At 66.4% G+C, this 26,064-nt stretch carries 30 protein-coding genes; 13 read left to right on the plus strand and 17 right to left on the minus strand.

Features of this window, described 5'->3' with window-relative positions; all coding sequences use genetic code 11:
• Window positions 1–174: 174 nt before the first annotated feature.
• Entirely contained in the window at window positions 175–969 is a 795-nt protein-coding gene (locus ACR65J_RS07060) for a carbon-nitrogen hydrolase family protein (protein WP_440167324.1), read from the minus strand.
• Window positions 969–1,205, minus strand: a complete 237-nt coding sequence (locus ACR65J_RS07065) for a DUF2630 family protein (RefSeq protein ID WP_440167326.1) — start codon at window positions 1,203–1,205, stop codon at window positions 969–971. The genes ACR65J_RS07060 and ACR65J_RS07065 overlap by 1 nt, the downstream gene beginning before the upstream one ends.
• Before the next feature lie 85 nt (window positions 1,206–1,290).
• On the opposite strand from ACR65J_RS07065, the gene ACR65J_RS07070 reads away from it, so the two are divergent.
• Window positions 1,291–1,689 carry a hypothetical protein gene (locus ACR65J_RS07070; protein WP_440167423.1) on the plus strand — a complete coding sequence of 133 codons (399 nt, stop codon included), beginning with the start codon at window positions 1,291–1,293 and terminating at the stop codon, window positions 1,687–1,689.
• Between the two features lie 14 nt (window positions 1,690–1,703).
• Here ACR65J_RS07070 and ACR65J_RS07075 read toward each other — a convergent pair whose 3' ends face one another.
• The 4 genes from ACR65J_RS07075 to ACR65J_RS07090 form a co-directional block, all read right to left on the minus strand.
• Window positions 1,704–2,036 carry a DUF202 domain-containing protein gene (locus ACR65J_RS07075; protein WP_440167328.1) on the minus strand — a complete coding sequence of 111 codons (333 nt, stop codon included), beginning with the start codon at window positions 2,034–2,036 and terminating at the stop codon, window positions 1,704–1,706.
• A gap of 4 nt (window positions 2,037–2,040) precedes the next feature.
• Window positions 2,041–2,415 carry a YidH family protein gene (locus ACR65J_RS07080; RefSeq protein ID WP_440167425.1) on the minus strand — a complete coding sequence of 125 codons (375 nt, stop codon included), beginning with the start codon at window positions 2,413–2,415 and terminating at the stop codon, window positions 2,041–2,043.
• 68 nt (window positions 2,416–2,483) lie between these two features.
• Complete coding sequence (gene lhgO, locus ACR65J_RS07085; RefSeq protein ID WP_440167330.1) at window positions 2,484–3,686, minus strand: L-2-hydroxyglutarate dehydrogenase; 1,203 nt, start codon at window positions 3,684–3,686, stop codon at window positions 2,484–2,486.
• Window positions 3,687–3,734: 48 nt separating this feature from the next.
• Complete coding sequence (locus ACR65J_RS07090; RefSeq protein ID WP_440167332.1) at window positions 3,735–4,094, minus strand: YnfA family protein; 360 nt, start codon at window positions 4,092–4,094, stop codon at window positions 3,735–3,737.
• A 54-nt stretch (window positions 4,095–4,148) separates the two neighbouring features.
• On the opposite strand from ACR65J_RS07090, the gene ACR65J_RS07095 reads away from it, so the two are divergent.
• The 3 genes from ACR65J_RS07095 to ACR65J_RS07105 all read left to right on the plus strand — a co-directional run bounded on the left by ACR65J_RS07095 (window position 4,149) and on the right by ACR65J_RS07105 (window position 7,617).
• Window positions 4,149–5,174, plus strand: a complete 1,026-nt coding sequence (locus ACR65J_RS07095; protein WP_440167334.1) for an LLM class flavin-dependent oxidoreductase — start codon at window positions 4,149–4,151, stop codon at window positions 5,172–5,174.
• A gap of 147 nt (window positions 5,175–5,321) precedes the next feature.
• A complete protein-coding gene (locus ACR65J_RS07100; RefSeq protein WP_440167336.1) occupies window positions 5,322–6,419 on the plus strand; it encodes a ferredoxin reductase in 1,098 nt (365 codons plus the stop codon).
• Window positions 6,420–6,432: 13 nt separating this feature from the next.
• Complete coding sequence (locus ACR65J_RS07105) at window positions 6,433–7,617, plus strand: fatty acid desaturase family protein (protein ID WP_440167338.1); 1,185 nt, start codon at window positions 6,433–6,435, stop codon at window positions 7,615–7,617.
• Between the two features lie 68 nt (window positions 7,618–7,685).
• Here ACR65J_RS07105 and ACR65J_RS07110 read toward each other — a convergent pair whose 3' ends face one another.
• Window positions 7,686–8,786, minus strand: a complete 1,101-nt coding sequence (locus tag ACR65J_RS07110; protein ID WP_440167340.1) for a cation diffusion facilitator family transporter — start codon at window positions 8,784–8,786, stop codon at window positions 7,686–7,688.
• Entirely contained in the window at window positions 8,783–9,160 is a 378-nt protein-coding gene (locus ACR65J_RS07115) for an ArsR/SmtB family transcription factor (protein WP_440167342.1), read from the minus strand. The genes ACR65J_RS07110 and ACR65J_RS07115 overlap by 4 nt, the downstream gene beginning before the upstream one ends.
• 152 nt (window positions 9,161–9,312) lie before the next feature.
• On the opposite strand from ACR65J_RS07115, the gene ACR65J_RS07120 reads away from it, so the two are divergent.
• Window positions 9,313–10,149 carry an alpha/beta fold hydrolase gene (locus ACR65J_RS07120; protein ID WP_440167343.1) on the plus strand — a complete coding sequence of 279 codons (837 nt, stop codon included), beginning with the start codon at window positions 9,313–9,315 and terminating at the stop codon, window positions 10,147–10,149.
• 60 nt (window positions 10,150–10,209) lie between these two features.
• Here the strand turns inward: ACR65J_RS07120 and ACR65J_RS07125 are convergent, their stop codons facing one another.
• The 7 genes from ACR65J_RS07125 to ACR65J_RS07155 form a co-directional block, all read right to left on the minus strand.
• Entirely contained in the window at window positions 10,210–11,769 is a 1,560-nt protein-coding gene (locus ACR65J_RS07125; protein WP_440167345.1) for a carbohydrate-binding domain-containing protein, read from the minus strand.
• A gap of 42 nt (window positions 11,770–11,811) precedes the next feature.
• Window positions 11,812–12,603, minus strand: a complete 792-nt coding sequence (locus ACR65J_RS07130) for a polyphosphate polymerase domain-containing protein (protein WP_440167347.1) — start codon at window positions 12,601–12,603, stop codon at window positions 11,812–11,814.
• Window positions 12,600–13,223 carry a DUF4956 domain-containing protein gene (locus ACR65J_RS07135; protein WP_440167348.1) on the minus strand — a complete coding sequence of 208 codons (624 nt, stop codon included), beginning with the start codon at window positions 13,221–13,223 and terminating at the stop codon, window positions 12,600–12,602. The genes ACR65J_RS07130 and ACR65J_RS07135 overlap by 4 nt, the downstream gene beginning before the upstream one ends.
• A gap of 75 nt (window positions 13,224–13,298) precedes the next feature.
• Window positions 13,299–14,390, minus strand: coding sequence for a GtrA family protein (locus ACR65J_RS07140; RefSeq protein ID WP_440167349.1), 1,092 nt, complete (start codon window positions 14,388–14,390; stop codon window positions 13,299–13,301).
• A 6-nt stretch (window positions 14,391–14,396) separates the two neighbouring features.
• A complete protein-coding gene (locus ACR65J_RS07145) occupies window positions 14,397–15,371 on the minus strand; it encodes a phosphodiester glycosidase family protein (RefSeq protein ID WP_440167351.1) in 975 nt (324 codons plus the stop codon).
• A gap of 22 nt (window positions 15,372–15,393) precedes the next feature.
• Window positions 15,394–15,804, minus strand: a complete 411-nt coding sequence (locus ACR65J_RS07150; protein WP_440167353.1) for a response regulator transcription factor — start codon at window positions 15,802–15,804, stop codon at window positions 15,394–15,396.
• 67 nt (window positions 15,805–15,871) lie between these two features.
• Window positions 15,872–16,615 carry a GAF and ANTAR domain-containing protein gene (locus tag ACR65J_RS07155; protein WP_440167354.1) on the minus strand — a complete coding sequence of 248 codons (744 nt, stop codon included), beginning with the start codon at window positions 16,613–16,615 and terminating at the stop codon, window positions 15,872–15,874.
• A gap of 291 nt (window positions 16,616–16,906) precedes the next feature.
• Here ACR65J_RS07155 and ACR65J_RS07160 point away from each other — a divergent pair, with 291 nt between their 5' ends.
• From ACR65J_RS07160 to ACR65J_RS07175, 4 genes are all read left to right on the plus strand, one after another.
• Window positions 16,907–17,647 (plus strand): adenylate kinase, encoded by a 741-nt coding sequence (locus ACR65J_RS07160; protein ID WP_440167355.1) that lies wholly within the window; start codon window positions 16,907–16,909, stop codon window positions 17,645–17,647.
• The gene (locus ACR65J_RS07165; RefSeq protein WP_440167356.1) at window positions 17,544–18,422 is read left to right on the plus strand and encodes an NAD-dependent epimerase/dehydratase family protein; all 879 of its coding nucleotides are present in this window, start codon (window positions 17,544–17,546) and stop codon (window positions 18,420–18,422) included. The genes ACR65J_RS07160 and ACR65J_RS07165 overlap by 104 nt, the downstream gene beginning before the upstream one ends.
• A gap of 199 nt (window positions 18,423–18,621) precedes the next feature.
• A complete protein-coding gene (locus tag ACR65J_RS07170) occupies window positions 18,622–20,448 on the plus strand; it encodes a S8 family serine peptidase (protein WP_440167357.1) in 1,827 nt (608 codons plus the stop codon).
• Window positions 20,449–20,567: 119 nt separating this feature from the next.
• Window positions 20,568–21,365: a phosphatase PAP2 family protein gene (locus ACR65J_RS07175; protein ID WP_440167359.1), complete on the plus strand. Its 798-nt coding sequence runs from the start codon at window positions 20,568–20,570 to the stop codon at window positions 21,363–21,365.
• Between the two features lie 25 nt (window positions 21,366–21,390).
• Here ACR65J_RS07175 and ACR65J_RS07180 read toward each other — a convergent pair whose 3' ends face one another.
• Window positions 21,391–21,708: a MerR family transcriptional regulator gene (locus ACR65J_RS07180; protein ID WP_440167361.1), complete on the minus strand. Its 318-nt coding sequence runs from the start codon at window positions 21,706–21,708 to the stop codon at window positions 21,391–21,393.
• Between the two features lie 141 nt (window positions 21,709–21,849).
• On the opposite strand from ACR65J_RS07180, the gene ACR65J_RS07185 reads away from it, so the two are divergent.
• The 4 genes from ACR65J_RS07185 to ACR65J_RS07200 all read left to right on the plus strand — a co-directional run bounded on the left by ACR65J_RS07185 (window position 21,850) and on the right by ACR65J_RS07200 (window position 24,895).
• Entirely contained in the window at window positions 21,850–22,275 is a 426-nt protein-coding gene (locus ACR65J_RS07185; protein ID WP_440167427.1) for an Hsp20/alpha crystallin family protein, read from the plus strand.
• Between the two features lie 61 nt (window positions 22,276–22,336).
• Entirely contained in the window at window positions 22,337–22,714 is a 378-nt protein-coding gene (locus ACR65J_RS07190; RefSeq protein WP_440167363.1) for a J domain-containing protein, read from the plus strand.
• 107 nt (window positions 22,715–22,821) lie between these two features.
• Complete coding sequence (locus ACR65J_RS07195) at window positions 22,822–23,199, plus strand: hypothetical protein (protein ID WP_440167365.1); 378 nt, start codon at window positions 22,822–22,824, stop codon at window positions 23,197–23,199.
• A 97-nt stretch (window positions 23,200–23,296) separates the two neighbouring features.
• On the plus strand, window positions 23,297–24,895 hold the full coding sequence (locus ACR65J_RS07200) for a glycoside hydrolase family 1 protein (protein ID WP_440167366.1): 1,599 nt from the start codon (window positions 23,297–23,299) through the stop codon (window positions 24,893–24,895).
• 26 nt (window positions 24,896–24,921) lie between these two features.
• Here ACR65J_RS07200 and ACR65J_RS07205 read toward each other — a convergent pair whose 3' ends face one another.
• Entirely contained in the window at window positions 24,922–26,034 is a 1,113-nt protein-coding gene (locus tag ACR65J_RS07205; protein WP_440167368.1) for an App1 family protein phosphatidate phosphatase, read from the minus strand.
• Window positions 26,035–26,064 lie beyond the last annotated feature (30 nt).

A 26,064-nucleotide genomic window follows, 5' to 3' on the forward strand; every position in this document is an offset into this window, starting at 1 on the left:
TATCGCCTATGTTTCGGGCATGTAAACAGCGGCTCCCCCTGGTGCCGCGCACAGCAGCCTTGGGCCCCGGCGTTCCGCGCCACCGCGGGCCGTACGGGCCCCGCGGCAGGTGAGGTCCGCCGTCGTACGCTTTTGTGCCGTCTGTTTCGAAGCTATGAACGGCACCTCACCCGGTCAGAACCTGCGGGCGTTGGCGAGGACCGGCAGCTTGGCCCGAACGTCGTCCACCGTTGAGGGATCAATGTCCACGACGGCGAGTTCCGGCTTTCCGCCAAGCGCCACCACGGCCTTGCCCAGGGGGGTGACCACGGCGCTGTGGCCGATGCCGGTTGGCGCTGTGCCCGCCGGCCCGGCGCCCACCGTTTCGGGATCACCCTGTCCGCAGGCGACCACAAACGTGGTGCTGTCCAGCGCCCGGGCGCGCACCAGCAGGTCCCACTGCTCTGCCTTGCCTTCACCCGCGCCCCACGATGCGCACACGATGTTCACCTGGGCACCTGCGTTGGCGTTGGCGGTGAACAGGCCCGGAAAGCGGACGTCGTAGCAGGTAGCCAGGCCGAACACGGTGCCGTCCAGCTCGAACGTCACCGGTGCTTCCCCGGCGTCCACTGTCCTGGACTCCGTGAAGCCGAAGGCGTCAAAAAGGTGGACCTTGTCGTAGGACGCCTCCACCCCGGGCCCGGTGACCAGCAGCGTGTTGCGGACCCGGCCATCCTTGCCCGGAGTGAACATGCCGGCCACGACCGTTATGTCCAGCTCCGTGGCGATCCTGCGCACCTCGCTGGCCCACGGGCCCTCGACGGGCTCGGCAATGTCCTTCAGGGAATGGCCAAAGGCGCGCATGGTCGCCTCGGGAAAGACCACCAGCTGCGCACCGGCGTTCTTGGCCTGGGCGGCATATTCCCAGATGAGCTCCAGGTTGGCGGCGGTGTCGGCACTGCTGATGATCTGCGCTACTGCAATACGCATTACTGCCTGTAGCCCTCCACTTCGCTGATGGGCCGGGCCTCGGCGTCGTTCGGGTTTTCGCCTGAATCCTTCTTGGCCCGCCGCTGGCGCAGCAGGTCCCAGCACTGGTCCAGGCTTTCCTCCACGAACTTGAGCCGTGCCTGGTCCGGCGCCTGCCCGTCCCCGGGACCCTCGCGCAGCGAGTGCTCCTCCTCCACAAGGGCCTGGATGTGCGTCAAAATATCCTGATCATTCATGGTTTCCCCTTACTCCGGTCCGGTCTCCTTCAGCGTACGTAGTCGGTGCTGAAGGGGCCAGCCCTTGGGCGGTACCATCAACTTCATGCCCACTGCGCTCGATATGGCAGGTCCCATCCTGGAAGTGCTCACCTGGCTCTGCCTGCCCGCCGGGCTGGGACTGCTCTTCTACACCGGATTCCTCCGCCGCTTCGTGCATCCCTGGGACGTGGCCGAGGCCGTGGTCTATTCAGATTCCACCGGCGTGGGCTTCCGCTGGTTCGACCGGAAGCACCAGGTCCACAACGCCCCGATGTCCCCCTACGACATCAAGGACATGGCGCCGGGAGACACCCTGCCCATCTACTACCACCCCAAACGCCCAACACAGTGGCAAACCACCACGCCGGAGGAGGCCGGGAGGACGGCCTCGGTCCTGGGCCGCTGCCTGACGGCGATCGGCGCGGTGGCACTGCTGGCCGGCTTCGTCCTGCCCATGTTCTAGCTCGCCAAAACAGTTCAGCTGACCAAGACCACCACAATGCCCAGGCACCCCAGGGCGACTCCAGCAAACGCGGTCCAGAGCACGGCGGGAAGGTCGGCTTCGATGCTTTCGCCTGCCAGGCCGTGCGACCTGGCCTGGTAGCGGCGGCGCTGGGTGAGGTAGATGGCAAGCGCGGCCCCGCCGGAAACCACCGGCAGGACCAGGATGGGCGGCCCGTAGGTAGGGAGCCAGCGGAGGAAGAACGCGCTCGCTGTCACCAGCGCCAGCATGGTCCGGCCCCATGCGAGGGCAGTCCGCTCGGGCTGGAGGCCGGGATCGCCGTGGGGCTTGGGGGCGCGGGATGCCACCGGATCAGCGCCAGAGGATGAAGACCAGGACGACGGCGGCAGCCAGCGCGCCTGCCCCGGCCAACAGGGGCACAAAGAGCGGCAGCGGCAGCGGGCCCTTGTTGCGCATGCTGCGCTCCACCCGGAGCCACCGTACCGCGGCACCACCGCTGAGCATCATGCCCAGCAGAAGCAACAGGACGGCCAGGCCTTTCCGGACAGGTTCAATGAAAAGGCCGGAGGTGAACGCCTCGATGGCAATGCCACCCGCCAGCAGCGCAAGCGAGGTCCGGATCCAGGCAAGGAAGGTGCGTTCGTTCGCCAGCGTGAAGCGCGGGTCCGGTTCCTCCCCGCCGGGCAGCAGCCGTTCGGCCATTCTTCCGCGCGACGGCGGCACCATCGGCTTGTGCGGCTGCTCACTGTTGGTCACCGGGCCAGTTTAGCCGCGGCCGGTTGCCGGCCTGACCGTCAGGAAGCGTGGCGGAGCGCGGCTTTGGCGGCCAGGTGTTCGCCGATGGGAAGGGCTGCAGTTGCGGCGGGGGAGGGGGCATTCAGGACATGGATCATCCTGTCCGTCTCCGCGAGCAGGAAATCATGGAGCAGCGTTCCATCCCGGCGGACAGCCTGTGCCCGGATGCCTGCCTCGTACGGCAGCAGGTCTGCTTTGACCAGGCCGGGGGCGTATTTGCGGCATTCCTGCAGGTAGCTTCCCTTGAACAGCGAGTTCCGGACTTCACGCACCGCGGTGGCAGCATTGGACCTTGCCACGTGCCACAGGCCGGGAAAGCGCACATAGCGGCCCACGTCCTTGAGGTCCACGGAGAACTTGGGGTAGCCCTCCCGGGCAAGGCCCAGCACGGCATTGGGCCCCACGGTGATGCGGCCGTAGATGGTGGGCGTGAGATGCACCCCCAGGAAAGGCAGCTCGGGGTCCGGTACGGGGTAGATGAGGTGGGTGACGTAATCCGACTTGGTGTCCGGCAGCTCGAAATACTCCCCACGGAAGGGGATGATCTGGACGTCGATTTTCATTCCGGCAAGTTCCGCCAAGCGGTCCGACTGCAGGCCCGCACAGGCCACCAGGCGGCGGCAGGAGTACAGGGCATGGTCCGTGCCAACGTCCACGCCGTCCGAATGCTCCACGATCGAGCCCACTTTGGCTCCGGTGATGACCCGTCCGCCCGCAGCGGATATGAGATCGGCCAGCTTCCGCGCCACCTCCCGGTAGTCCACGATTCCGGTGCTGGGAATGAACAACGCGCCCAGGCCTGAAACGTTGGGCTCGCGCCGGTTGAGTTCGGTCTGATCGATGCGCTCGCAGTCCAGCCCATGGACGGCCGCGCGTTCCTCAAGGCGGCCCAGCCGGTCCAGCTCCACGGCCGAGGTGGCCACCAGCAGCTTCCCCGGCTCGGCGTACCTGATGCCGTGCTCCCGGCAGAACTCCTTGGTCTGTTGTGCGCCGGCCTTGCTGAACCGCGCCTTGAGGCTGTCGGGGGCGTAGTAGATCCCCGAGTGGATGACGCCGCTGTTGTGTCCGGTCTGGTGTGAAGCCAGGGAATCCGCGGCCTCGAGCAGAACCAGGGAGGCTCCCGGCTGCTTCTGCAGCAACTGATAGGCCGTTGCCAGGCCCACGATCCCGCCGCCAATAACGCAGTAGTCCACCCGCTCCACAGGTCCCGCCTTTCGTCGTGGCTAGATTTTAGCCACCCTCCCGCTGCTTTATCCTCCGCTGCGGGGTGCAAACATGATCACGGCCACGCCCAGCAGGCAGACCAGGGACCCGGCGATGTCCCAGCGGTCCGGGCGGAAGCCGTCAAAGGCCATGCCCCACGCCAGGGAGCCGGCTACGAACACTCCGCCGTAGGCGGCAAGGATCCGGCCGAAATGCGCGTCGGGTTGGAGCGTGGCCACGAAGCCGTAAGCACCCAGGGCGATCACGCCGAGTCCGGCCCACCACCAGTCCCTGCCCTCGCGGACGGCCTGCCACACCAGCCACGCACCCCCGATTTCGGCGGCAGCGGCCAGCACGAAGAGCACGATGGTCTTGGCGACAGCGACAGTTTCATCCGGAATACCCACGCAGCCATCATCCCAGCCGGGAATGCAGCTGCTGGCTGGACAGTTGGGGGAGGTATGGAGCGCATCGGATTCCTTTCATTCGGCCACTGGGGCCCTGGCCAGGGTTCCCGCACCAGGACAGCGGCGGACGCCCTGCTCCAGGGCATCGAACTGGCGGTTGCCGCCGAAGAGCTCGGAGTGGACGGTGCGTTCTTCCGCGTCCATCACTTCGCCCGGCAGCAGGCATCGCCCTTCCCCCTCCTGTCAGCCATTGCCGCCCGCACCAGCCGCATCGAAATCGGCACCGGCGTCATCGACATGCGCTACGAGAACCCGCTGTACATGGCAGAGGAGGCTGCAGCGACTGACCTGATCAGCGGCGGCAGGCTGCAGCTGGGGATCAGCCGCGGCTCACCCGAACCGGCCAGGGAGGGGGCGTCGGAATTTGGCTACCGCCCGCAACCGGGCGAGACCGACGCTGACATGGCCCGCCGCCACACCGCCGTCTTCCGCAAGGCCATTACCGGCGCCGGAATGGCCCAGGCAGACCCGCGGTACGCCGGGGCTGCCACCGGCCTCCTCCCCGTCCAGCCGCAGTCCCCGGGACTGGCAGAACGGATCTGGTGGGGCGCCGGCAGCAGGAAGACTGCGGTATGGGCTGCAGAACTTGGCATGAACCTGATGAGCTCCACGCTGCTCACCGAGGACACCGGCGTGCCGTTCCATGAACTCCAGGCCGAACAAATCCAGCTGTTCAGGGACGCATGGGCGGCGGCCGGCCACCCCCATCAGCCAAGGGTCTCTGTCAGCCGCAGCGTGCTTCCCATCGTGGACGAGGAGGACAACTACTACTTCGCGGGAAGTGCCCTCCGCGACGGCCGCGACCAGGTAGGCGTCATCGACGGACTGACCTCACGTTTCGGCAAGAGCTACGTGGGCCCGCCGGACCTCCTGGCCGAGCAGCTCGCCGCCGACACTGCGGTGCAGGCCGCGGATACCCTGCTGCTCACCGTTCCCAACCAGCTGGGCGTGGACTTCAACGCCAAGCTCCTGGGCAACGTCGCGCAATTCGTGGCCCCGCCCCTGGGATGGAGCCGATAGGACGCTGGGAACCTTTTGTGAGACCGAACCGTTACTCTTAAAGTGCGGCGTGGGGACTTCGCGCCCTATCAAGCAAGTGTGTGACTGCGGAACGGTCATATGACGGAGAGAGAGAAATATGGCTCGCGCCGCCCTAGGCTTAACCGTATGATCCGGCTACGGCAGCTGGCCCAAGCGGCCTCGGTCCTCACCACGCCTTTGACGCCTGAGGACGTCCTGGCTCTGTTCAACCCTGTCTACTCGGCCCGTCAGCTGCGCGGCGTTGTCACCCGCGTGGTCCAGGAGACTGCCCAGTCGGCAACCATCTTCTTCCGTCCCGGCCGCGGCTGGAAGGCGCACCTTGCAGGGCAGTGGGCCCGCATCGGCGTCGAACTCGACGGGGTACGCCACTGGCGCTCATACTCGCTCAGCGCCCCCGCCGGCAAAGACCCGGCCATCACCGTCACTGACGTCGGTGCCGTCTCCGGCACCCTGGTGCGCACCACCAAGCCCGGCGATGTCCTGTTCCTGGCCCCGCCGCAGGGGGACTTCGTGCTTCCGGAGCATCCACGCCCCCTCCTCATGGTCACCGCCGGCAGCGGCATCACTCCGGTGATGTCCATGATCCGTACCCTTGTGCCGCGGCGTCCCGATGCCGACGTCGTGCTGGTCCACTCGGCCCGCACCCCCGGCGACAGCCTGTTCCGCGAGGAGCTCGCGGAGCTGGCGGACCAGTTCCCCAACTTCCGGCTGGCGCACTGGTACACCGGCGAGCAAGGCCGTATGGACTTCTCCAGCACCAAGGAGCTGGACACCATCTGCCCCGACTGGAAGGAACGGGCAGCCTACGCCTGCGGTCCGGACAGCTTCCTGGACGACGCCGAGGCATTGTGGAAGCGCGCGGCCCTGACCACCCGCGCGCCCGGAACCGATGTCGCCGTGGCCGGAGACGCCGGCAACCTGATGATTGAACGCTTTAACACTACGTTCAACGCCGGGGTGGGGCACGACGGCGGCCTGGTCACCTTCGAAGCCTCCGACCGCGAGGTGGAGGCCGACGGCGACACCCCCATCCTGGACATCGGCGAGGACGCCGGGGTGCTGATGCCCAGCGGCTGCCGCATGGGAATCTGCCACAGCTGCCTTACGCCTCTGCTGGCAGGGCAGGTCCGGGACCTCCGCACCGGGGAAATCCACGGCGAACCCGGCCAATTGATCCAAACGTGTGTTTCGGCAGCCGCCGGACCCGTCAACCTCGAACTCTGAGGAGCAGTACCGCATGACTGTCATCTCACCCACGAAAACCACCGCCGCAGCAGGCGCCAACGCCGGCACCTCCAGGACGCGCCCCGGAAAGCTGGCCGAATCGGGCAGCCCCAGCGTCCGGCCACCGGCCGCCGCCCACCTCACCGACGAACAGGTGGCTGAGCTGGGCCGCGAACTCGACGCCATCCGGGACGAGATCCTGGGCAAACGCGGCGCGGAAGACGCCGCCTACATCCGCCGCATGATCAAGATCCAGCGCGGCCTGGAACTTTCCGGCCGTGCTGCGCTGCTGGTCAGCAAGAACAAGGCCGCCTGGGTCACGGGCACCACGCTGCTGAGCCTGGCCAAGATCCTCGAAAACATGGAACTGGGACACAACATCCTGCACGGCCAGTGGGACTGGATGCGGGACCCGGACATCCACTCCACCACCTGGGAATGGGACTTCGTCACGCCATCGCGGTCGTGGCAGCACACCCACAATGACCTGCACCACCGCTGGACCAACGTGGTGGGCAAGGACAACGACGTCGGATACAACCTCCTGCGCATGGATGAGCAGCAGCCGTGGAAGCCCATCAACCTGGCCAATCCGCTGTTCAACGCAATCCTGGCGCCCGTCTTCGAGTGGGGCATTGCCATCTACGACCTCGAACTGACCGAGTACAAGGAAGGCACCAAGTCCAAGGAAGCCCTGCTCAAGGACCTCAAGGCCCTGGGCAAGAAGGTCATCACGCAGTTCACCAAGGACTATGCCGCCACGCCCGCGCTGGCCATGCTGACGGGCTCCGCCAAGCAGGCCCTGTTCGGCACCATCGCAGCCAACGCCATCCGCAACGTCTGGGCCCACGCGGTCATCTTCTGCGGCCATTTCCCCGAAGGAACGGACACCTTCACGGAGGAAATGGTGGACGGCGAAACCCGCGGCGACTGGTACGTGCGCCAGATGATCGGGTCCGCCAACATCTCAGGCTCCAAGTTCATGCACCTGATGACCGGCAACCTCTCCCACCAGATTGAGCACCACCTCTTCCCGGACCTGCCCTCCAACCGGTACGCAGAGGTGGCGCCCAGGGTCCGCGAGATCTGCCAGCGCTACGGCCTGAAGTACACCACCGGGCCGCTGCTGAAGCAGGTTGGTTCGTCCTGGGCCAAGGTCTTCAAGCTGGCCCTGCCCGGCAAGGCCGCCACGGGCTAGGAGCCGGAAATCCATCAACACAGAAGTGGCCCGCCGGCTGGCAGGGCCACTTCTGCGTTTGGTGCCTGCTACCGCCGGGTGGCGGGAGCCAAGAGCATGTGGTCAAGCTTGGGCAGTGCGTGCCGAAGCCTGTGCCCGGCGCGGTCAAGGATCTCTTCCGCCTGCGACAACTCCGTGTCAGCGAGTTCGATCCGTGCCGATCCCTGGAGCCGGTGGCCGGACCACCGCAGCTGCAGGTTTCCTACCGCGAGGACGCCCGGCGTCTCCTCCAGCGCCACCTGTGCGCGAGCGACCAAGTCTGGTTCGATGCCGTCCATGAGCCGCCGGCCGATGCTCCGCACAGTGCCCCAGAGCAGCACCATGATGGCTGCGGAGATGACCAAGCCGACAATGGGGTCCGCCAGCGGAAACCCGAGCATGACGCCGACGGCGCCGATCACCACAGCCAACGAGGTGAAGCCGTCGGTCCGGGCGTGCACGCCGTCAGCCACCAGCGCCGCGGAACCGATCCTGCGGCCCACCCGGATGCGGTAAATCGCCACGGCTTCATTTCCTGCGAAGCCGATCAGGCCCGCTGCCATGACCCAGCCCAGGTTCTGCAGCGGCTGGGGATGGATCAGCCGGTCCACTGACTGCCAGCCGGCAACGACGGCGGAAAGGGCCACCACGGCCACGATGAACAGGCCTGCCAGGTCCTCCGCCCTGCCGTAGCCGTAGGTGTACCGGCGGTTGGCGGCCCTGCGTCCCAGGATGAAGGCAACCCACAGGGGGACCGCGGTCAGGGCGTCGGAAAAGTTGTGGATGGTGTCCGCCAGCAGTGCCACCGAGCTGCTGAACAGGACCACCAGGAACTGCAGCACGGTGGTGGCCAGCAGGACGAACATGCTGATCTTCAGCGCCCTGATGCCCTCGGTGCTGGCCTCCATGGCGTCGTCAATGGAATCTGCGGCATCGTGCGTGTGCGGGACGAACAGCTCGGTCAGCCAGCCCTTGAACCCGGAATGGTGATGGTGGCCGTGGTCATGACCGTGCCCGTGGTCGTGGTCGTGGTGGTGCCCGTGGTCGTGGTCATGCTCGGTGGGGTGCTCATGACCGTGGTCGTGCCCGCCGTGCCCCTCCGCATGGGCGTGGCTGTGGGTATGCGTTGACTCCTGGTGCGGCCCGCTCATGAGGCACTCCTTTGCGCAGAATGGTTGGTGATGCGGTGGTGTGCCGGCTCTCCGCCAAGGGCGTGTTCGGCCTGGAAGATCGCATCCGCCACCAGCTGCCGTGCATGCTCGTTTTCCAGCCGGTAGAGCACACGCGTCCCGTCCTGCCGCGTGGACACCATCCGGGCCAGGCGCATTTTCGCCAGGTGCTGGGACACGGCGGCGGGTGACTTGCCCACAACGTCCGCCAGGGCGCCCACCGCCATCTCGCCGTCCCGGAGCGCCAAAATAATCCGGACCCTGGTGGCGTCAGCCAGCATGGCGAACACCTCCACGGCCAACTCCACGTACTGGCTGTCCGTTCCCAGCGAGCAAGTGTTCTTATCTGCATTCATGCGCATATAGTGTCATAGCTTCAGGGTCCGTGCACGTTGAATCCGTCGTTGCTGGCAGACTGCTGGGGTACGGCCGCGCACCCTAGAGTGGGAGGTGCACGGGCACGGCGCTCTGCCTGCCGCCTGGTCAGTCTCGAAAGGAATTTACCCCGATGGCCTTCATCACCGTAGGTACTGAGAACAGCACTGATATCGAGCTCTACTACGAGGATCACGGCTCGGGCCAGCCCGTGGTGCTGATCCACGGCTACCCCTTGGACGGGTCATCCTGGGAGAAGCAGACCGCGGCCCTCCTGGATGCCGGTTACCGCGTGATTACCTACGACCGCCGCGGCTTCGGCAAGTCCAGCAAGCCCACCGAGGGCTACGACTACGACACCTTCGCGGCGGACCTCAACACCCTGCTGACCACCCTGGACCTGAACGACGTGGTGCTGGTGGGCTTCTCCATGGGCACCGGGGAAGTGGGCCGCTACCTTGGCACCTACGGCTCCGCCCGGGTGGCCCGCGCCGCGTTCCTCGGATCCCTTGAGCCCTACCTGCTCAAGACCGACGACAACCCGGACGGCGTCCCGCAGGAGGTGTTCGACGGCCTCATGGAAGCAGTCACCGCGGACCGCTACGCCTTCTTCACCGGGTTCTTCAAGAACTTCTACAACTCAAACACGTTCCTTGGCACCCCGCGCCTCAGCCAGGAAGTCATGAACGCCGGCTGGAACCTGGCCTCCGGCGCCGGTGCCACGGCTTCTGTTGCCGCCCAGCCCACCTGGCTCACGGACTTCCGCCAGGACATCCCCAAGATCGATGTCCCGGCCCTGATCGTGCACGGCACCGCCGACAACATCCTGCCCATCGACTCCACCGGCCGCCTCTTCGCCAAGGCCCTGCCCAGCGCCGAGTACGTGGAGATCGAGGGTGCACCGCACGGCCTGCTGTGGACGCACGCCGCGGAAGTCAACGAGGCACTGCTCGGCTTCCTGCGGAAGTAGGAAAAGCACGCGTCCGACGGCGGCACGCGCCGCCGTCGGACGCGGCAGGAAAAGCGGCGGTCACCAGCGGGGTCCGCCGCCGCCCGGCCCCTGCGCCGCGGTGTACTGGCCCGCCGTCACCGTTCCCACCTGCTTGGCGCCGTCCAGGCTTCCACCGCCGAGTCTCGCAGTGGTGGTTGCCGTGCCGCCGGTGTAGACGGTGTACTGCTGGCCCTTGGCGATGTCCGGTGAGGAGAACACCAGCGAAGCCGCCGCCTTGGTAGTGGTGAAAGCGGCCACCACCTTGCCCGAGGAATCAGCCACCTGGATGACGGTCCCGGCCGGAACCGACGAACCCAGCGCCACCTGCACCCCTGACTGGGTGGAGGAGTCGCCCGGGGTCACCACCATGCCCGAGCTGCCGGCCGCCGCGACGGTGCCGCCTGTCACCTTCAGCTTGCCATTGACGTCCAGGGCGCCGTTGTTGCTGGCGGTGGGGCCGTTCACCACCACGGTCCCGCCGGAAATGCTGGCGTTGCCGTTGGAATCCAGGCCGTCGCCCTGGGCATTGATGGTCAGGGCGCCGCCGGTGACGTCAACGCTGTAATCGCCCACTTCCATGCCGCCCCCGTCCATGCCGCCCCCGCCGGAGGAGGATGAGGCACCCGAGGCGTTCACGCCGTCGTCGTTCGACGTGACGGTGGTGGTGCCGCCGGAGACCACGATGTGCTGGGCCTCCAGGCCCTCCTCCGACTTGGCCACAGTGGCCGTGCCGCCGGCAATGGTCAGCGTGTTGTAGGCCTTGACCCCGTCATCGGCCGCCGAAACATTCAGGGTGCCGCCGTTGAGGAGCACCCAGCCCCGGCCTTCATCCGTGTCGTTGTCCGACTTGAAGCCGTCATCCCCGGCTGTCACCTGGTAGGCCCCGTCCAGCAGCACGGCGTAGTCCTTGCCTACGATGCCGTCATCCGCGGCCTTGACGGTGACGTGGCCTGAAGCGAGGACCAGGCCGTCCTTGGCGGAAATGCCGTCCTTGAAGTTGCCGTCCACGGCAAGGGACCCGGTGCCGGCAATGGTCAGGTCCGCCTTGGAATACAGCGCCGCGTTGGGGGCGTCGGTGCCCTGGTCGGCGTAGCTGGAGGCGTCACTGAGCGAATTCGTGGTGCCGTCCGCGAGGTACACGATGGCTTCATCGGCACTCTGGACCATGAAGGGGGAGCCGCTGGAGTTCGAGACGCGGGCTCCATCCAGGATGATGCGGACGGTGTCCTTCTCTCCGGCAGCTACCACAAGGCGGCCATTGGTGAGGGAGCCGCTGAGGCGGTAGGTCCCGGCGGCGCTGATGGTGACGGTGTCGCCGTCCACCTTCAGGCTGTCAGAGCCCGGGGCAACGGTGCTGGCACCGTCGGCCAGGGTCACGGCCACTTCACTGGCGGCATCCCACGTGAGGTCATTGGAATCGAAATGGGTGTCCTCCGCCAAGGTGTCCACGGCGACAGCGGCCGTGGTCCCGGTGGTCGCCGTGGATGACGATCCGGTGACCGCCGAAACACCCGTGGTGGTTCCTGCGGTGGCGCAGCCTGCCAGGCCGAGGGAGAGGGCCAGGGCGGCCACGGAAAGATAGGAACGGAGCTTTTTCATGAGGTTTCCTTGGAGTTTGGGGGGTGGTCAGCGGGCCGGCGGCTACGCAGCAAGCGGAACAGGCCGGAGTGCCATGCGGCGCAGTGTCCGGTTCCAGCGGTTGGCGGGGAGCCCCGGACGGAGGGCCGCCATCCCGGTGGCGAACTTCGAGATGCGGGACGGCCTGACGCCCGCTGCCCAGAGGTGCCGGTCCAGCGGGCCGGCCGTGGACCCGGACTTGGTTTCAAGGATGACGGCACCGTGCAGGACCCAGGGCTGGTGGCCGGGGCGCTGCCAGGTTACGTCGGTGTCAATCGTGGCGCGGCTGCCGGACTCGGGGAGGTAGAGAGTGGTCCGCCCGTAGCGGGTTTCCAGCACGGGCTCCAAAGGCAGGGCCGGTACGTTGCTTCCCGAGGCGCTGAGGGTTTCCCGGACGTAGGCCAGGCCTTCCGGAGTGAGCCGGGCCCGGTCTTCCAGCCGGTACGGGATGCGCTCCTTCACCGTCGCCTCGCGCGATCCTTCCGTCTTCACCTCCAGGAAGCTCACGGCGCTGTCGACGTAGGTCCGGGTGCGGATCTTGTACCGCCGGCGCCTGCCGTGGGCGGCCAGCAGGTAGCTGTCCAGGTCCGCGGTGTCGAAGTAGACCGAGTCGTAGGCGAAGCGGCGGGATCCGTCCATGTCCAGGACGCGCATGCTGGTGCCGGCCGAGGCCAGGAGCCTGCCGGCGAGCTCCAGCGGCACAATGTACTTGCGGTCAATCCGGGTCTGCAGGGCAACTTCTGCATTGAGTTCGTCCAGGCTCACGGGCGGCAGGAGGCGGAGCTGGCCGACGGCGGCGTCCGCAGCGGCGGTCATGCCGCACCTGCGTGGATGCGTTCCGTCGCGGTTACTGCCGGTACATCATGCGCGGCGGGTACGGCAGCGTGTCCGGCGGGGATGTAGGCGAACCGGACGTCCACAACGGTCTTGTCATTGACCAGGTCCAGTTCCGAGATGGTGGCGGAATGGACCTTGCCGTGGAGAACCTCTTCCAGGCGGGCGCAGAGCTCGCGGTCCTCGGAGATGGCACGGTCAAGAATCACGGTCTGGTGCCGGTAGGACGGCAGCACCCGCGGGTGGTCGCCCACGAACATCACCAGCAGGATGAGCCCCATCAGGGAAACGGTCAGCCACACCGGCTCGATGCCCAACCCGGCGATGAGGCCAAGGGCGAGGGCGGAGAAGTAGTAGGCCACCTCGTGCTGGGACAGTTCGGTGGAGCGGAGCCGGATGATGGACAGGACACCGAACAGGCCCAGTCCCAGTCCCAGGCCCGCTGCCGAATCCGACAGTGCCGTGGCCACGGCCAGTACGCCCACGTTCATGCCCAGGTAGGACACCACCAGGTCGCGCCGCCGGTGCCGACGCAGGTACAGGGCGAAGGTGAGGAGGCTGATGGCCGCAAGGTCAGCGACGATGAAAAGAAGTGTGTTCATGTGATTTCTCCGGATGGTTCTGGTGGTCTGGGAAAGACAATGCCGGGCCAAACTGTGCCGGCGCTGTGCTGTTCCCTAGGCCCGAATATGAGTGCGGGTCCGCCGTGGACCGCCGGTGGCGTGCATGGTGGCTCCACCGGTGAACAGGAAGCGCTGCTGTACGGCAAAGCTGATGGCAAGCAGCGCGATCTCTGCGAGGAGCTTGGCAGGCAGAGCCGGCACTGCCATGGCTTGGAGGGCCCAGACAAACCCGAAGTTGGCGGCCAGCAGCACGGCAACCAGGGCGAAGTAGCGTATTCCGGTCGCATGGGCTGGCTGCTCCCTGCCATGGGCGAACACCAGGTGCCGGTTGACCAGGAAGTTCACCGCCGAGCTCACGGCCCGGGCACCGACCACTGCCAGCAGCAGGGAGTCGATGGCCACGGTGAGCAGGACGAACACCAAGGTGTCCACGAGGAAGGCCGTGAAGGAGGACGCAAGGAACTTCAGCAGCGGGGCATAAATCCGGGCTGAGTCAGCCAGCGGCCGGAAGTGGGAGCCGGAGTTGTGGTCCAGGTAGACGGTGGCGATATCCACGGGGTCGATGGCATAGCCGTTGGTCTTTGCCTCAAGCAGCAGGTTCAGCTCAAATTCGTAGCGGTCCCCGCGCACAGAGCGGAGCCAGGGAAGCAGGTCGGCCGGGTAGCCACGAAGCCCCGTCTGGGTATCCGGGATGCGCTCGCCGGTGGCCAGGGTGAAGAGCAGCCCGGTGGCAGCGTTGCCCAGCCGGCTCCGCGCGGGGACGTTCCCGGCGAAGCTCCTGCTGCCCAGCACCATCGTGGCCTGCCCCCACGGCAGGACCCGGTTCTCCCGCAGGCGGTCCGCCACGCGAAGGATGTCCGCCACAGTATGCTGGCCGTCACTGTCCGCACACACTACGTCCCGGCCCGGAAGCTTGTCCGCGATGAAACCGAATCCGGCCCTGAGCGCGAAGCCCTTCCCACGGTTGCGGGCGTAGCTGACCAGATGGCACCCAAGGGACCTGACGTCGTCGAACACGTCCCGGAAGGCGGGTCCGCTGCCATCGTCAACCACCACGATGGAGGCCCGTGGCCGGACGTTCCGGATGGAACGGATAAGGGCGGGAAGCTGCCCGTCGGGCTCATAGGCGGGGATCAGGATGACCATGGCGTCCTACTGCCCGATGTAAAGGATGTCGGAGGTGCCGCGTTCCTTGTTCTGGCCCAGCGGGTTGTTGACCAGCGATCCGTTGAAGTACATGGTGGACGAGCCGCCGCCGTCGATGTTGTAGGCCGTGGTGGCGCCCAGGCCCTGCATGATTTCGGCGAGCCCGGTCATGGTGACGCCGGCGCTGTAGCCGGGGCTGCGGCCGTCCACCACCACGAACACCAGGTGGTTTTCGTCGATGATTCCGACGGCGGTGCGCGGCTGGTCGCCCTGGATGGAGTGGTTGCCGAAGTTGGTGTCCACTTCCACGCCCTCGATGCCCGCGGCAACCTGGCCGCCGTCCAGGAGGGACGGACCAAAGGAGAGGGTGTTCCAGACGCCGTCGGCTACAAGCTGCGCGGCCGTAGTGGTGGTTTCGTCATAGACCTTCACGGTTCCGTCCCGGTAGAACGCCAGCCCCTGGCGGGCACCGGCGTCGCGGAACACCACACCGTTGCGGATCACGATCCCGGTGTCCCGGAAGCCGTAGTAGTCCCCGTTGACGGCAAAGACGGCGTTGTTGTCGGCTGCGATCGCGGAGGTGGTTTCGGTGATGTTCGCACCGAAGCTGTCGTTGGCGAATGCGGACTTCAGGGCCGTGGCGTCCGAGAGTTCGACGTCGGCAGCATAGTAGGTGACGGTGCTGTCGCCGCTGCCCGTGGTCACCTTGGAGATCGAGATGGTGGATGAGCCGGAGACGTAAGAGGTGGCGGTGGTGACCGCGCCGGTAGTGCCGCTGGAAGCTTCGGAGGTGTTCGCCGTCGTGCCTGCCTGGCCGGCCTGGTAGGCGGAGACGTCGGAGATCTCGACGTGCGGGACCACATAACGGTCAACTGCCCAGGCGGCCGCCCCTCCCGCGGACAGCGTTAACGCCACCGCCCCTGCCGTGACGGCCCGGCGGAAGCGTCCGGGTTTGCGTAGTGATCGCTGCTGAGGAGTCATGCCTCATTTCTAGGCGGCGAACTTAGCAGTGGGATTTGCCCGGTATGTGTGGCTCCTGTGAAACATCCGCTGCCGGGCACAGCTGCCCGGCAAGCTCTTTCAGTTCCTTCGGATGGAAAGGCTTGGTGAGGTAGCCGGCAGCCCCCGACGCCATGCCGGCCAGCACGTCGTCTTCCTCGGAGCGGGCCGTCAGGAACAGCAGGGGTGCGGTGGTGAGGGCGCGGATGGCATGGGCCACCACGTGCCCGTCCATGTCGGGAAGCCCAATGTCCAGGGTGACCAACGCAATGGCGGGGTCAGCCGCTGCGGCGATGCCCTCGGCACCTGTTCCCACCGCCCTGACCTCGAATCCCGCATGCGACAGGACCACGGAGATCAGGCCCCGGATATCGTCGTCATCCTCCACGACAAGGCAAACACGCTGCTGTTCCATTTGAGCCCCCCGGCGAAAAGTTGGCACCAGTCTACTGGTGGCGGATGCGTTGCCGCTGACGGCCGCCCTACCCGTCGTAATGGGTACGCACAGGTCCCTGCCCCAGCGCATTCACCACCGCAGCGGCCACATCGTGCAGCTTGGTGTTACGGGTGCTTGAGGCGGCCTTCAGGATGTCGAAAGCGTCCTGCTGGCTGCACCGGTTCTGTGCCATGATGATGCCCACCGCCATATCGATGACCGTGCGGGACTCCAGCGTGGCGCGGAGGTTTGCCGCTGTTTCGCTGTAATGCGCAAAGCGCACTGCAAGGCGGAGCGCCAGTGAGGTCTGGCTGACAAAGTCTTCGGCAAACTTGAGCACCCGCTCCTCGAACCGGTGGGCCCGGCGGGAGTACAGCAGCAGCGCAGCCTTGGTTTCCCCTTCAAGCCGGAAGGGAAGTGCCGCGACCGACCTCACTCCCTGTGCTACAACTGCCGTGGAGTATTCCGGCCAGCGGCCGTCCCCTTCGAGGTCCGGAGCGTGGACAGTCTCCTGCACCGTGAATGCCGTCAGGCTGGGTGTTTCGGAGAACCCGTGCTCAAGGCGTCCGATGGACTTTGCTTCCCGGCTGCTGCTGGCAATCGTCGCTGTTTTCCGTTGCCTGAGCAGGGTGATGGCGCACAGCATCTCGTCGCCGGGTTCGGAGAGGTTACGGGCGGACACCTGTGCCAGTTCGTTGAGGAAGTCCTCAACGTCGGAGCTGTTGAGGACCAGTTCATGCAGGTGCTCGGTTATGGATGTATCGGTTTTTGCTGTTGACTCGCCGGCCACGGTTTCTTGGTGCCATTCGTTCAGGTCAAAACGAGCCTGCAACACATAGGCGCCCCGGGAGTGGCGGGGAGCCGGTGATGGTCGCTGGATCGACGAACTTTCCAACGGCCTGCTGCTAAACCGATATCCAGAGTATATACATTGCAGGGCCGGGCGATGCCCATCCCGGCCCCGGCCGTAACGCGGTTTGCTGGCGCCGGACAAGGAGCAACCGGCACAATGAAGCGGGGATCCGGTGCTGCTGCCTCCGCCGCCCCATTCACTGTGGTCCCGCCGCGGAAGGACACGAACATGACCAGGCTTCTCATCATCGGCCCACCGGGCTCCGGCAAGGGAACGCAGGCCGAACACCTGGCGCGGCACTTCCGGGTCCCCGCCGTTTCCACCGGCGACATCTTCCGGAGCAACGTCACCCGGAAGACGCATCTGGGGAACCAGGCTGCCCAGTACCTGGACGGCGGACATTTCGTACCGGACCACCTCACCAATGCACTGGTGAAGGACCGGCTCCTGGAGAGCGATGCCATGCACGGGTTCCTGATGGACGGCTACCCGCGCACGGCGCCGCAGGCGACGGAACTGGACAGGATGCTCGCAGCCCAGGGCCACGCGCTGGACGCCGTCATAGAACTGCAGGCGCCGGACGCGGAACTGGAGGAACGGATGCAGCTGCGTGCTGTGGAACAGGGGCGCACCGACGACACCGTGGACGTCTTCCGGCGCCGGCTGGACCTCTACCACCGGCAGACGCATGAAGTAGTCTCGGTGTACGCGGGCCGGGGCATCCTGGTGTCCGTCAACGGCAGCGGCGATCCGGGCGGAATTACCGCCGTGGCGATCGCCGCCGTCGAACAGTTCCTCGCAGCCCCCGACCCCCGTCCTGACCGGAACACCGCACGGAGAAGCACTCGAACAGAAGGAAACCCTGATGAGAATTGCCGTTACAGGCGGAAACGGAAAACTGGGGCGGCACGTGGTGCGCCGGCTCACCGACGACGGCCACCAGGTCCTCACGCTGGACCGTGCGGGTGAACGCAGCCCGGGGCTCCTGATGGTGGACCTGCGCAACTACGGGCAGGTTGTGGACGCGCTGCTGGGAGTCGATGACCGGCATGACGGGTTCGACGCCGTGGTGCACCTGGGTGCCATTCCCGCCCCGGGCATCCTTCCGGACGCAGCCACCTTCGAGAACAACATGCTGTCCACCTATAACGTCTTCCAGGCCGCGCGGCGCGCCGGCATCAAGAAGGTGGTGTACGCGTCCAGCGAGACGGTGCTGGGGCTGCCGTTCGACGTCGACCCTCCCTACATTCCCGTGGACGAGGAATACCCGCCGCGGCCGGAAAGCACCTACTCCCTGGTGAAGACCCTGGAGGAGCAGATGGCCGTGGAGATGACGCGGTGGGACCCGGAACTGAGCATCACCGGGCTCCGCTTCTCGAACGTGATGGACGAAGCCGATTACGCGAAGTTCCCCTCCTTCGACGGGGATGCGACGCTGCGGAAGTGGAACCTGTGGGGATACATCGACGGCAGGGACGGCGCGCAGGCCGTGGCGCGGGCGCTGGAGAATGCCAAACCGGGATTTGAGGCCTTCATCATCGCCAACGCCGACACTGTCATGAGCCGGTCAAGCGCCAGCCTCGCCGCCGAGGTGTTCCCCGGCGTCAAGGTAACCAAGGAACTGGAAGAGCATGAAACGATGCTCTCCATCGACAAGGCACGGCGCCTGCTGGGATACGAGCCCGAACACAGCTGGCGGAACCACGCAGCAGCCGGCTCCACCACTGGAGGAAGCCAGGGGTAAGGCCGGGTTTGCATTAACCCGGTCCGCAGCAATCGCCAAGGGTTGGCACAGGATCATCCAAGGAGCCGGAAGCCATACGCTTCCGGCTCCTATCCTTTTGGTACAGCCATCCTTTGCCTGTTCCCGCGGCGGATTCCGCGTCCCGGGAGTGGGCCCGCTCCACCACCAAAAGGACCCCCAAATTCGTACCCGACACTTCGTGCTGCCTGCCCTCACGGCTCTGCTCTCAGCCGTCGCCCTTTCCACGGCGTCCCTGCCCGCTGCCGCTGCTCCCGCCGCTGGCCCGCCCGCCGGCGCCGGCAGCGAAGCCGGCCGCTACATCGTCCAGTACGTGCCCTCTGCCGACGTCGCCGCGGAGGTGTCCGGGCTGCGCGGCCAGGGCCTCGCCGTCGGCCGCACCTTTGAGCACGCAATCCGCGGCGCCGTTGTCACCGCCACCTCCGCCCAGGCGGCAGCACTTGCCAGGTCGGGGAAGGTGCTGTCAGTGGAGCCGGACGCCGCCGTCAAGGTTTCCGGGACCGAGCAGCCCGCCCCCTGGGGCCTGGACCGCGCCGACCAGCGGGCCCTGCCGCTCTCCGGCAGCTACTCGTGGACCGGGGCCGGCGCCGGCGTGACCGCTTACGTCGTGGACACCGGCATCCTGGCCTCCCACACCGACTTCGGCGGCAGGGTGGCAGCGGGCTGGACCGCCGTGGCAGACGGCAACGGCACCACCGACTGCAACGGTCACGGCACCCACGTGGCCGGAACCGTGGCCGGGTCAACGTACGGCGTCGCCAAGAGTGCAACCCTGGTGCCGGTCAGGGTGCTGGACTGCAGCGGCTCGGGCTACAACTCTGACGTGGTGGCCGGCTTGGACTGGATCGCCGCGAACCATGCCGCGGGAACGCCCGCTGTGGCCAACCTCAGCCTGGGCGGAGCCGCAAGCAGCACCGTGGACAACGCCATCCAGGCAGTCCTGAACGACGGCGTCACCACCGTGGTTGCCGCAGGCAACTCCGCCGTGGACGCCTGCACCGGTTCACCTGCCCGCGTCCCCGGAGCCGTCACCGTGGCAGCGAGCGACTCCGCCGACAAGCAGGCATCGTTTTCCAACTTTGGATCCTGCGTCGACCTGTACGCTCCCGGCGTCGGCATCACCTCCGACTACTACACCTCCGCCACGGCCACGGCATCCATGTCCGGAACCTCCATGGCCGCCCCGCACACTGCCGGCGCTGCCGCCCTGCTTCTCTCGCAGAACCCTGCATTGGCACCGGCCGACGTCGCCGCTGCCTTGGTAGCCAATGCCACGCCCGGAGTGATTGCCGGGGCCACCACGGGGACCCCGAACCGCCTGCTGTACACGGGAACAGACGTTGCGGCTCCCACCCCGGCTCCCGCTCCTGCGCCCACCCTCACCTCGGTCTCGCCGGCCGCCAAGGCCACGGCAGTAGCCATGGGCACGAACGTGACCGCAGTCTTCAGTGCCGCTGTCCAGGGCGTCTCCACCGGGACCTTCGTGCTCAAGAACGCTGCAGGGGCCACCGTTGCCGCCACTGTCACCTACAACTCCACCACCAGGACCGCCACCCTTGACCCGGCCGCGAACCTCGCTGCCGACGCCACCTACACGGCCACCCTGGTGGGCGGACCCTCGGCCATCCGGGACGCCGCAGGCACGCCGCTGGCCACCACCAGCTGGACCTTCACTACCGGGCCTGCGCCCACCGTCAGCAGCTACAGCCCAGGCAGCAACGCGCTCCTGGTCCGCAGGAGCAGCAACGTCAGCGCGACCTTCAGCGAAGCGGTCCAAGGCGTCAGCACAGCGACCTTCACGCTGAAAAACGCTTCCACGGGGGCTGTAGTGGCAGCTTCCGCCTACCGCAACGGCACCACCAACCAGTGGATCCTCGACCCCCAGGGCACCCTGGCGGCAAAGACCCGGTACACCGTGACGCTGACGGGAGGGGCTGCCGGAATCCGCGACACAGCGGGCAACACCCTCACCGGACTGAGCTGGCAGTTCACCACCGGCTCGTTCTAGCCGCCGAAACCGGCCCCGCGATGGAGTGAATGGCATTTCACGGGGATAATCTTCAGCCTAGGCATTCCACACGGCACGCATATGCGGCGTGCATTGAACAGGGCGCAGGGACGGGCAGATTGGCACAAAAATCAGCAGGTTCCGCAGTCACGGAACGGAACTCCGGCAGGTGGCACACCTTCCACGAAAAGTTCGTGGTGGAGGAGCGCTACATCGACCCTGCCGACCGGAGGCGCCTTTACCGTGCGTCGGTCATCCTGGCCGTCGTGGGGCTGGCACTCTTCATCGCCACGCTGGTCAGCGTGGTGCAGGCCGACGGTTTTTCGGTCGCAGACCATCCTGTGCATGACTGGCTGCTCACAACGCGTTCAGCAGCAGTCACTGCCATCATGATTTTCCTGGCCGTGTTCTTCGGTCCCATTGCCCTGCCAATCATCGTGCTGGTGGTGATCCTCATCTGGGGATTCGCCGCCAAACACGCCTGGCGCCCCATCCTGCTGGCGTCCGCGATGCTGACGGGGGTGATCATTTCGCAGATCATCCTGCACATCGTGCAGCGTTCGCGGCCCCCCGTGGACCAGATGCTGTTCGGTGCGGACCAGACCTTTTCGTTCCCGTCCGGGCACGTCCTGGGGGCCTGCGACTTCCTGCTGGTGGGGGCCTACCTGATCTTCTCCCGGCGCCGGAACCCGCGGGCAGCGGTCTTCGGATTCATCGGGGCCGGGATCGGGATTGTCCTCGCCATCGCCAGCCGCCTCTACCTGGGCTACCACTGGCCCACCGATACCCTTGCGTCGTTCTCGCTGTCGCTGCTCATCCTGGGCGCAGTCATCGCGCTGGACACCTGGCGGACCGCGAGGATCCCTGGCGAACCGATCACCGGAGAATTGTCGAAGGAAGAATCCGCCCGGGAGTAGGAACCTTCCCGGGCGGGAAGCTGCTTCACTGCGGCCGGGACCTGGCGCGCTTCAAGGCCCGGTGCAGTTTGACGTTCGCTGCCTCGAGCTCAAGGACCTTGGCCACGCCTGCCAGGTTCAGCCCCTCCTCAAGGAGTTCGCCGATCCGCTGCAGCACGGCGATGTCATCATCGCTGTACTGGCGCGTACCGCCTGCCGTCCGGGAAGGTGTCACCAGCCCCCTGGTTTCGTAGAGCCTGATGTTCTGCTGCCCGGTTCCCGTGAGTTCCGCGGCCACGGAGATGGCGTAAAGGGCACGTGAACCGGGGGAACGCGGGGGCCGTCCCGCAACAGGTTCTGCCATGTCTGCTCCCAAAAATTACTTTGCCCGGTGTCTTGCTTCAGTGTCCCACGGGTGCTATAAAAAATCTATATCCACCACCATAGATTAATGGTGGTGGAAATGCGCAGATCCAACACGTGGAAGCTGAAGGAGTGGGAAATGATGTTGATGCGTACTGACCCGTTCCGTGAGCTGGACCGGCTCACGCAGCAGGTCTTTGGAACCGCCGCCCGGCCGGCAGCCATGCCCATGGATGCCTGGCAGGAGGACGGCGAGTTCGTGGTGGCGTTCGACCTTCCCGGCGTGAAGGTGGACTCGCTGGAACTGAATGTCGAACGGAACGTCCTGACTGTCAGGGCTGAGCGGCAGGACCCCACGCAGCCCAATGTGGAGCTCGTGGCCTCGGAGCGTCCCCGTGGCGTGTTCAGCCGCCAGTTGATCCTGGGTGACACGCTGGATACCGAGAAGATCAAGGCCAGCTACGACCAGGGCGTCCTGACCCTGCGGATTCCGGTTGCCGAGCAGGCCAAGCCGCGCAAGATCGAGATCCAGACCCAGCAGGGCGGGATGCAGCAGATCAGCACTTAGGGCTTTCCTGCGTGTGCCCCTGCCGGCCGCGGCAGGGGCACCGGCGGAACGGGAGGCTGGGATGACGGATGTCCCCGATTACTACACCATCCTGGGGGTGGGCCGGGATGCCACCCGGCAGCAGATTTCCCACGCGTACCGGGCCCTCATGCGCAGCCATCATCCGGACATGGACGGCGGGCAGGCGGATGGGGACAACCAGGCAAGGGGGAACCAATCCGCTTCGACGGGCAACCCCGGGCAGCGTGACGAACTCCTGCGGATCATGCAGGCGTTCAACGTGCTGTGCGACCCCGGGCGCCGTGCCGACTATGACAGGCGGCTGGCGGCAGGTGCGCCCACCATCATTCCGGTCCGGAGAGTCCGCAGCACCGGCGGACCGTCCGGGCCTGCCATCCGTGTTACCCCGGTGCGGTGGGAAAGCGGGCCGTGGGCCTGAAAGCGGCCCCGGTCCTGAAGCCGGATTCTGCCTTGGAGTCCCGCCGGCCGTGAAGCCGGGGAAGTAGACCATGGCCGTGCCATTAATCAAAGGAGGCGGAAAGCTGCATGAGCGACTGGCGGCGCTACGATTCACACCTCATTCCCGCATTCCATGAGCGCTTTGAGCAGCGTTGGGGTCCGGGAACCGCGCCCTTCCTGGACCCCGAGGCGCACGAACAGCCGCTGCCGCGGGCGCAGTGGCTCAACCCGGCCACCGGTGCTGCCCTGGCGGTAGTCCCGGTCTGGACGGCGGACGAGAGGCAGCAGCGTTCCTTCGGTGTGTTCTACCTGCCGCCGGCGGGGGACATCTGGGTGCTGCGCCCCGGCTACACCGGATACCTTGAACCGTCGGACGGGGACACGGAGCACCTGGTGACGCTGCGCAATGACGCGTTCCGCAAGGCAGTGGCGCACGCGAAGGAGTTCCTTTTCGGTTCACAGTAGATGCCGGTGCCACTACGGAGTTGCTGCTCGTCAGCCGTCCTGCCCTGTGACATTCTGGGACGTACCCGAACCACCGTGACCAAAAGGCTGGACCCCAATGCACATCACCGCCAAGGACCTCGCAGCGCTCATCCCTCCGGGGTTCACGCTTGGCGTGGCAACCGCAGCGTTCCAGATCGAAGGGGCCCTGGATGAGGATGGGCGCGGACCCTCGGGCTGGGACAGGTTCGCCGCAAGGCCGGGAGCCATCGTGGAGGACCACAGCCCTGTGGTGGCCACGGACCATTACCACCGGATGCCGCAGGACGTTGCCCTCTTGAAGCAGCTGGGCGTCGATTCCTACCGGTTCTCCTTCTCCTGGCCCCGCATCCAGCCCGGCGGGACCGGCCCTGCCAACCGTGCAGGACTGGCGTTCTATGACCGGCTCCTGGACGAGCTCCTGGCCAATGGGATCTCGCCCATGGCCACCATCTACCACTGGGACACGCCCCTGGAGCTGGATGACGAGGGCGGCTGGATGAACCGGGACACCGCGTACCGGCTGGGCGAATACGCCGCGCTGCTGGCCGGGGCGTTCGGGGACAGGGTGGCCCGCTGGGTCACCATCAATGAACCGGCAACCGTGAGCGCGAACGGCTATGCATTTGGCCTGCACTCGCCAGGCAAGGAACTTGCCCTGGGCGCCTTTCCCACCGTCCACCACCAGTTGCTGGGCCACGGGCTCGCCGTCCAGGCGCTTCGCGCCGCGAAGGTGCCGGGTGAGATCGGGATGACCAACGTGTACTCACCCATGGTGCCGAACTCGATCAACCCGCTGGACAAGATCAGCGCCGGGATCATGGACTTGGGCCAGAACCGGTTGTACGCGGACCCGGTCCTCACGGGCAAATACCCTGACCTGATCCGTGCCGCCAAGTTCTTCAGTTCCTTCGAACACCCTGAAGAGGACATGGAGGTCATCTCCCAGCCCTTGGACTTCTACGGGCTGAACTACTACATGCCCACCAAGGTGGCGGCGGGACCCGGCGGCGGTACCGTTCCGTCAAGCATGGCGGAGGCCATGGGCAGTGACCTCAGCGCAACGGGCAGCGGTACAACGCCGTTCCACGTGGAGGCCTGGCCGGAAGCGGACATCACCGCCTACGGTTGGCCGGTCAAGCCGGAGTACATGGCCGTGGCCCTGAAGGAGATGGCGGAGCGGTATCCAAACCTTCCACCCGTGATCATCACAGAGGGCGGGGCGAGCTTCGAGGACATCATCGTCCGCGACAAGTCCACCAACACCCGGTTCATTCCGGACGAGCGCCGGCTGAAGTACCTCTCCGACCATCTGGAAACGGCATTGCGCGCCACCGCGCCCGGCGGTGTGGCAGAGTCCGTGGACCTGCGCGGTTATTACGTGTGGTCCTTCCTGGACAACTTCGAGTGGTCCGCCGGCTACAACCAGCCCTTCGGCCTGCTCCACGTGGACTTTGAAACGCTGGAGCGCACGCCCAAGGCATCCTACTTCTGGTTCCAGGAGCTCATCGAGGAACGTGACCTGGCGGCCGCTGCTGACGCCGCCATCGCCCAGGCCGTCGTCCCGGACCTGCTGGAAGGTGACGACCTTGCCGGCAGCGACGATCTCCCTGGCAGTGAGGACCTGGTGGGCAACGCAGCGCCCGACGACGGCGCATCACTGGGTGCCGGCGCGTAGGACGTGAGGGGCTGGCCCCGGAAGGGTCAGCCCCGGAGCAGGTCCAGCATGGCCAGCTGCTTGGCGATGCCGGCGCCGTCAGGGGAGTAGATCCACGGCACCCTGGATGTGGTGTGGTCGCCGTCCTCGGAGTGGCCGCCGGCAAACACCGACTCGCTGACGGACAGCTGCCGGATGGCGATCGCTGCCACCTTTTCCGGGTTTTCGGCGGCAAAGGCGGAGTAGATGGCCTCGTCATGCTGGCCGTTGTCGCCGATCAGGAGCCACCGCATGTCCGGGAATTCCTGCGCCAGCCGCTCCAGGTTGCGGTGTTTGTGGTCCTGGCCGCTGCGGAACCAGCGGTCCTGGGTGAGGCCCCAGTCCGTCAGCAGCAGGGTGCCCTTGGGGTACATGTTGCGGGTCAGGAAGCGCCCCAGCGTGGGGGCGGCGTTCCAGGGGCCGGTGGACAGGTAGATGACGGGGGCCTCGGGGTGCTCGATGGTCAGCCGGTCCAGCAGCACTGCCATTCCCGGCGTGGCCATGCGGGCCCGTTCGCTGAGCACAAAGGTGTTCCACAGCGCCAGGAAGGGCCTGGGCAAGGCTGTCACCATGACGGTGTCGTCAATGTCGGAGACGATGCCGAAATCGACGCCGGGGGCAATCACCTGGATCAACGCCTCTGCCGGCTCGGTTCCTTCCGCGCGCAGCACCGCGGTGTGCCAGCCGGGGGACAGCTGCACATCCACCTCGGTGTCGATGAGGCCGCCCCGGTCCGCCGTGACGTGGGTGACCACGTCGCCGATGGTGATTTCGACGTCGGTAAACTGCAGCGGCACCCCGGTGAAGGCACGCCAGCCCCTGATGTTCTGGTTGCCGTTCTTCGCTGCGTGCTCGGCTTTGCTTCCCGGCAGCGGCTGCTGGGTCAAAAGGACCCTCCCCAGCACCCGGACCCGGGTGGTGGAACCGTAGCCCTGGTAGGCGATGGTCTGCGGCGAGAACTTCCACCGCTTGGCCAGTGTGATCCGGACATCGTTGACCGCATCAGAGAGTCGGTGCGCCAGCCGGAAGAACTGGCTTCCCGACAGGGCGTACTGGCCTTTTTTGTTCTGCCGCGGTGCGTGTGCCGTGTCCTGGGCTGGGTTCTGCGGAGCCGTGTCCATGCCCTAACTCTGCCACAGGGCGGCAGCGGG

This window comes from Arthrobacter sp. SAFR-044 (assembly GCF_059414985.1).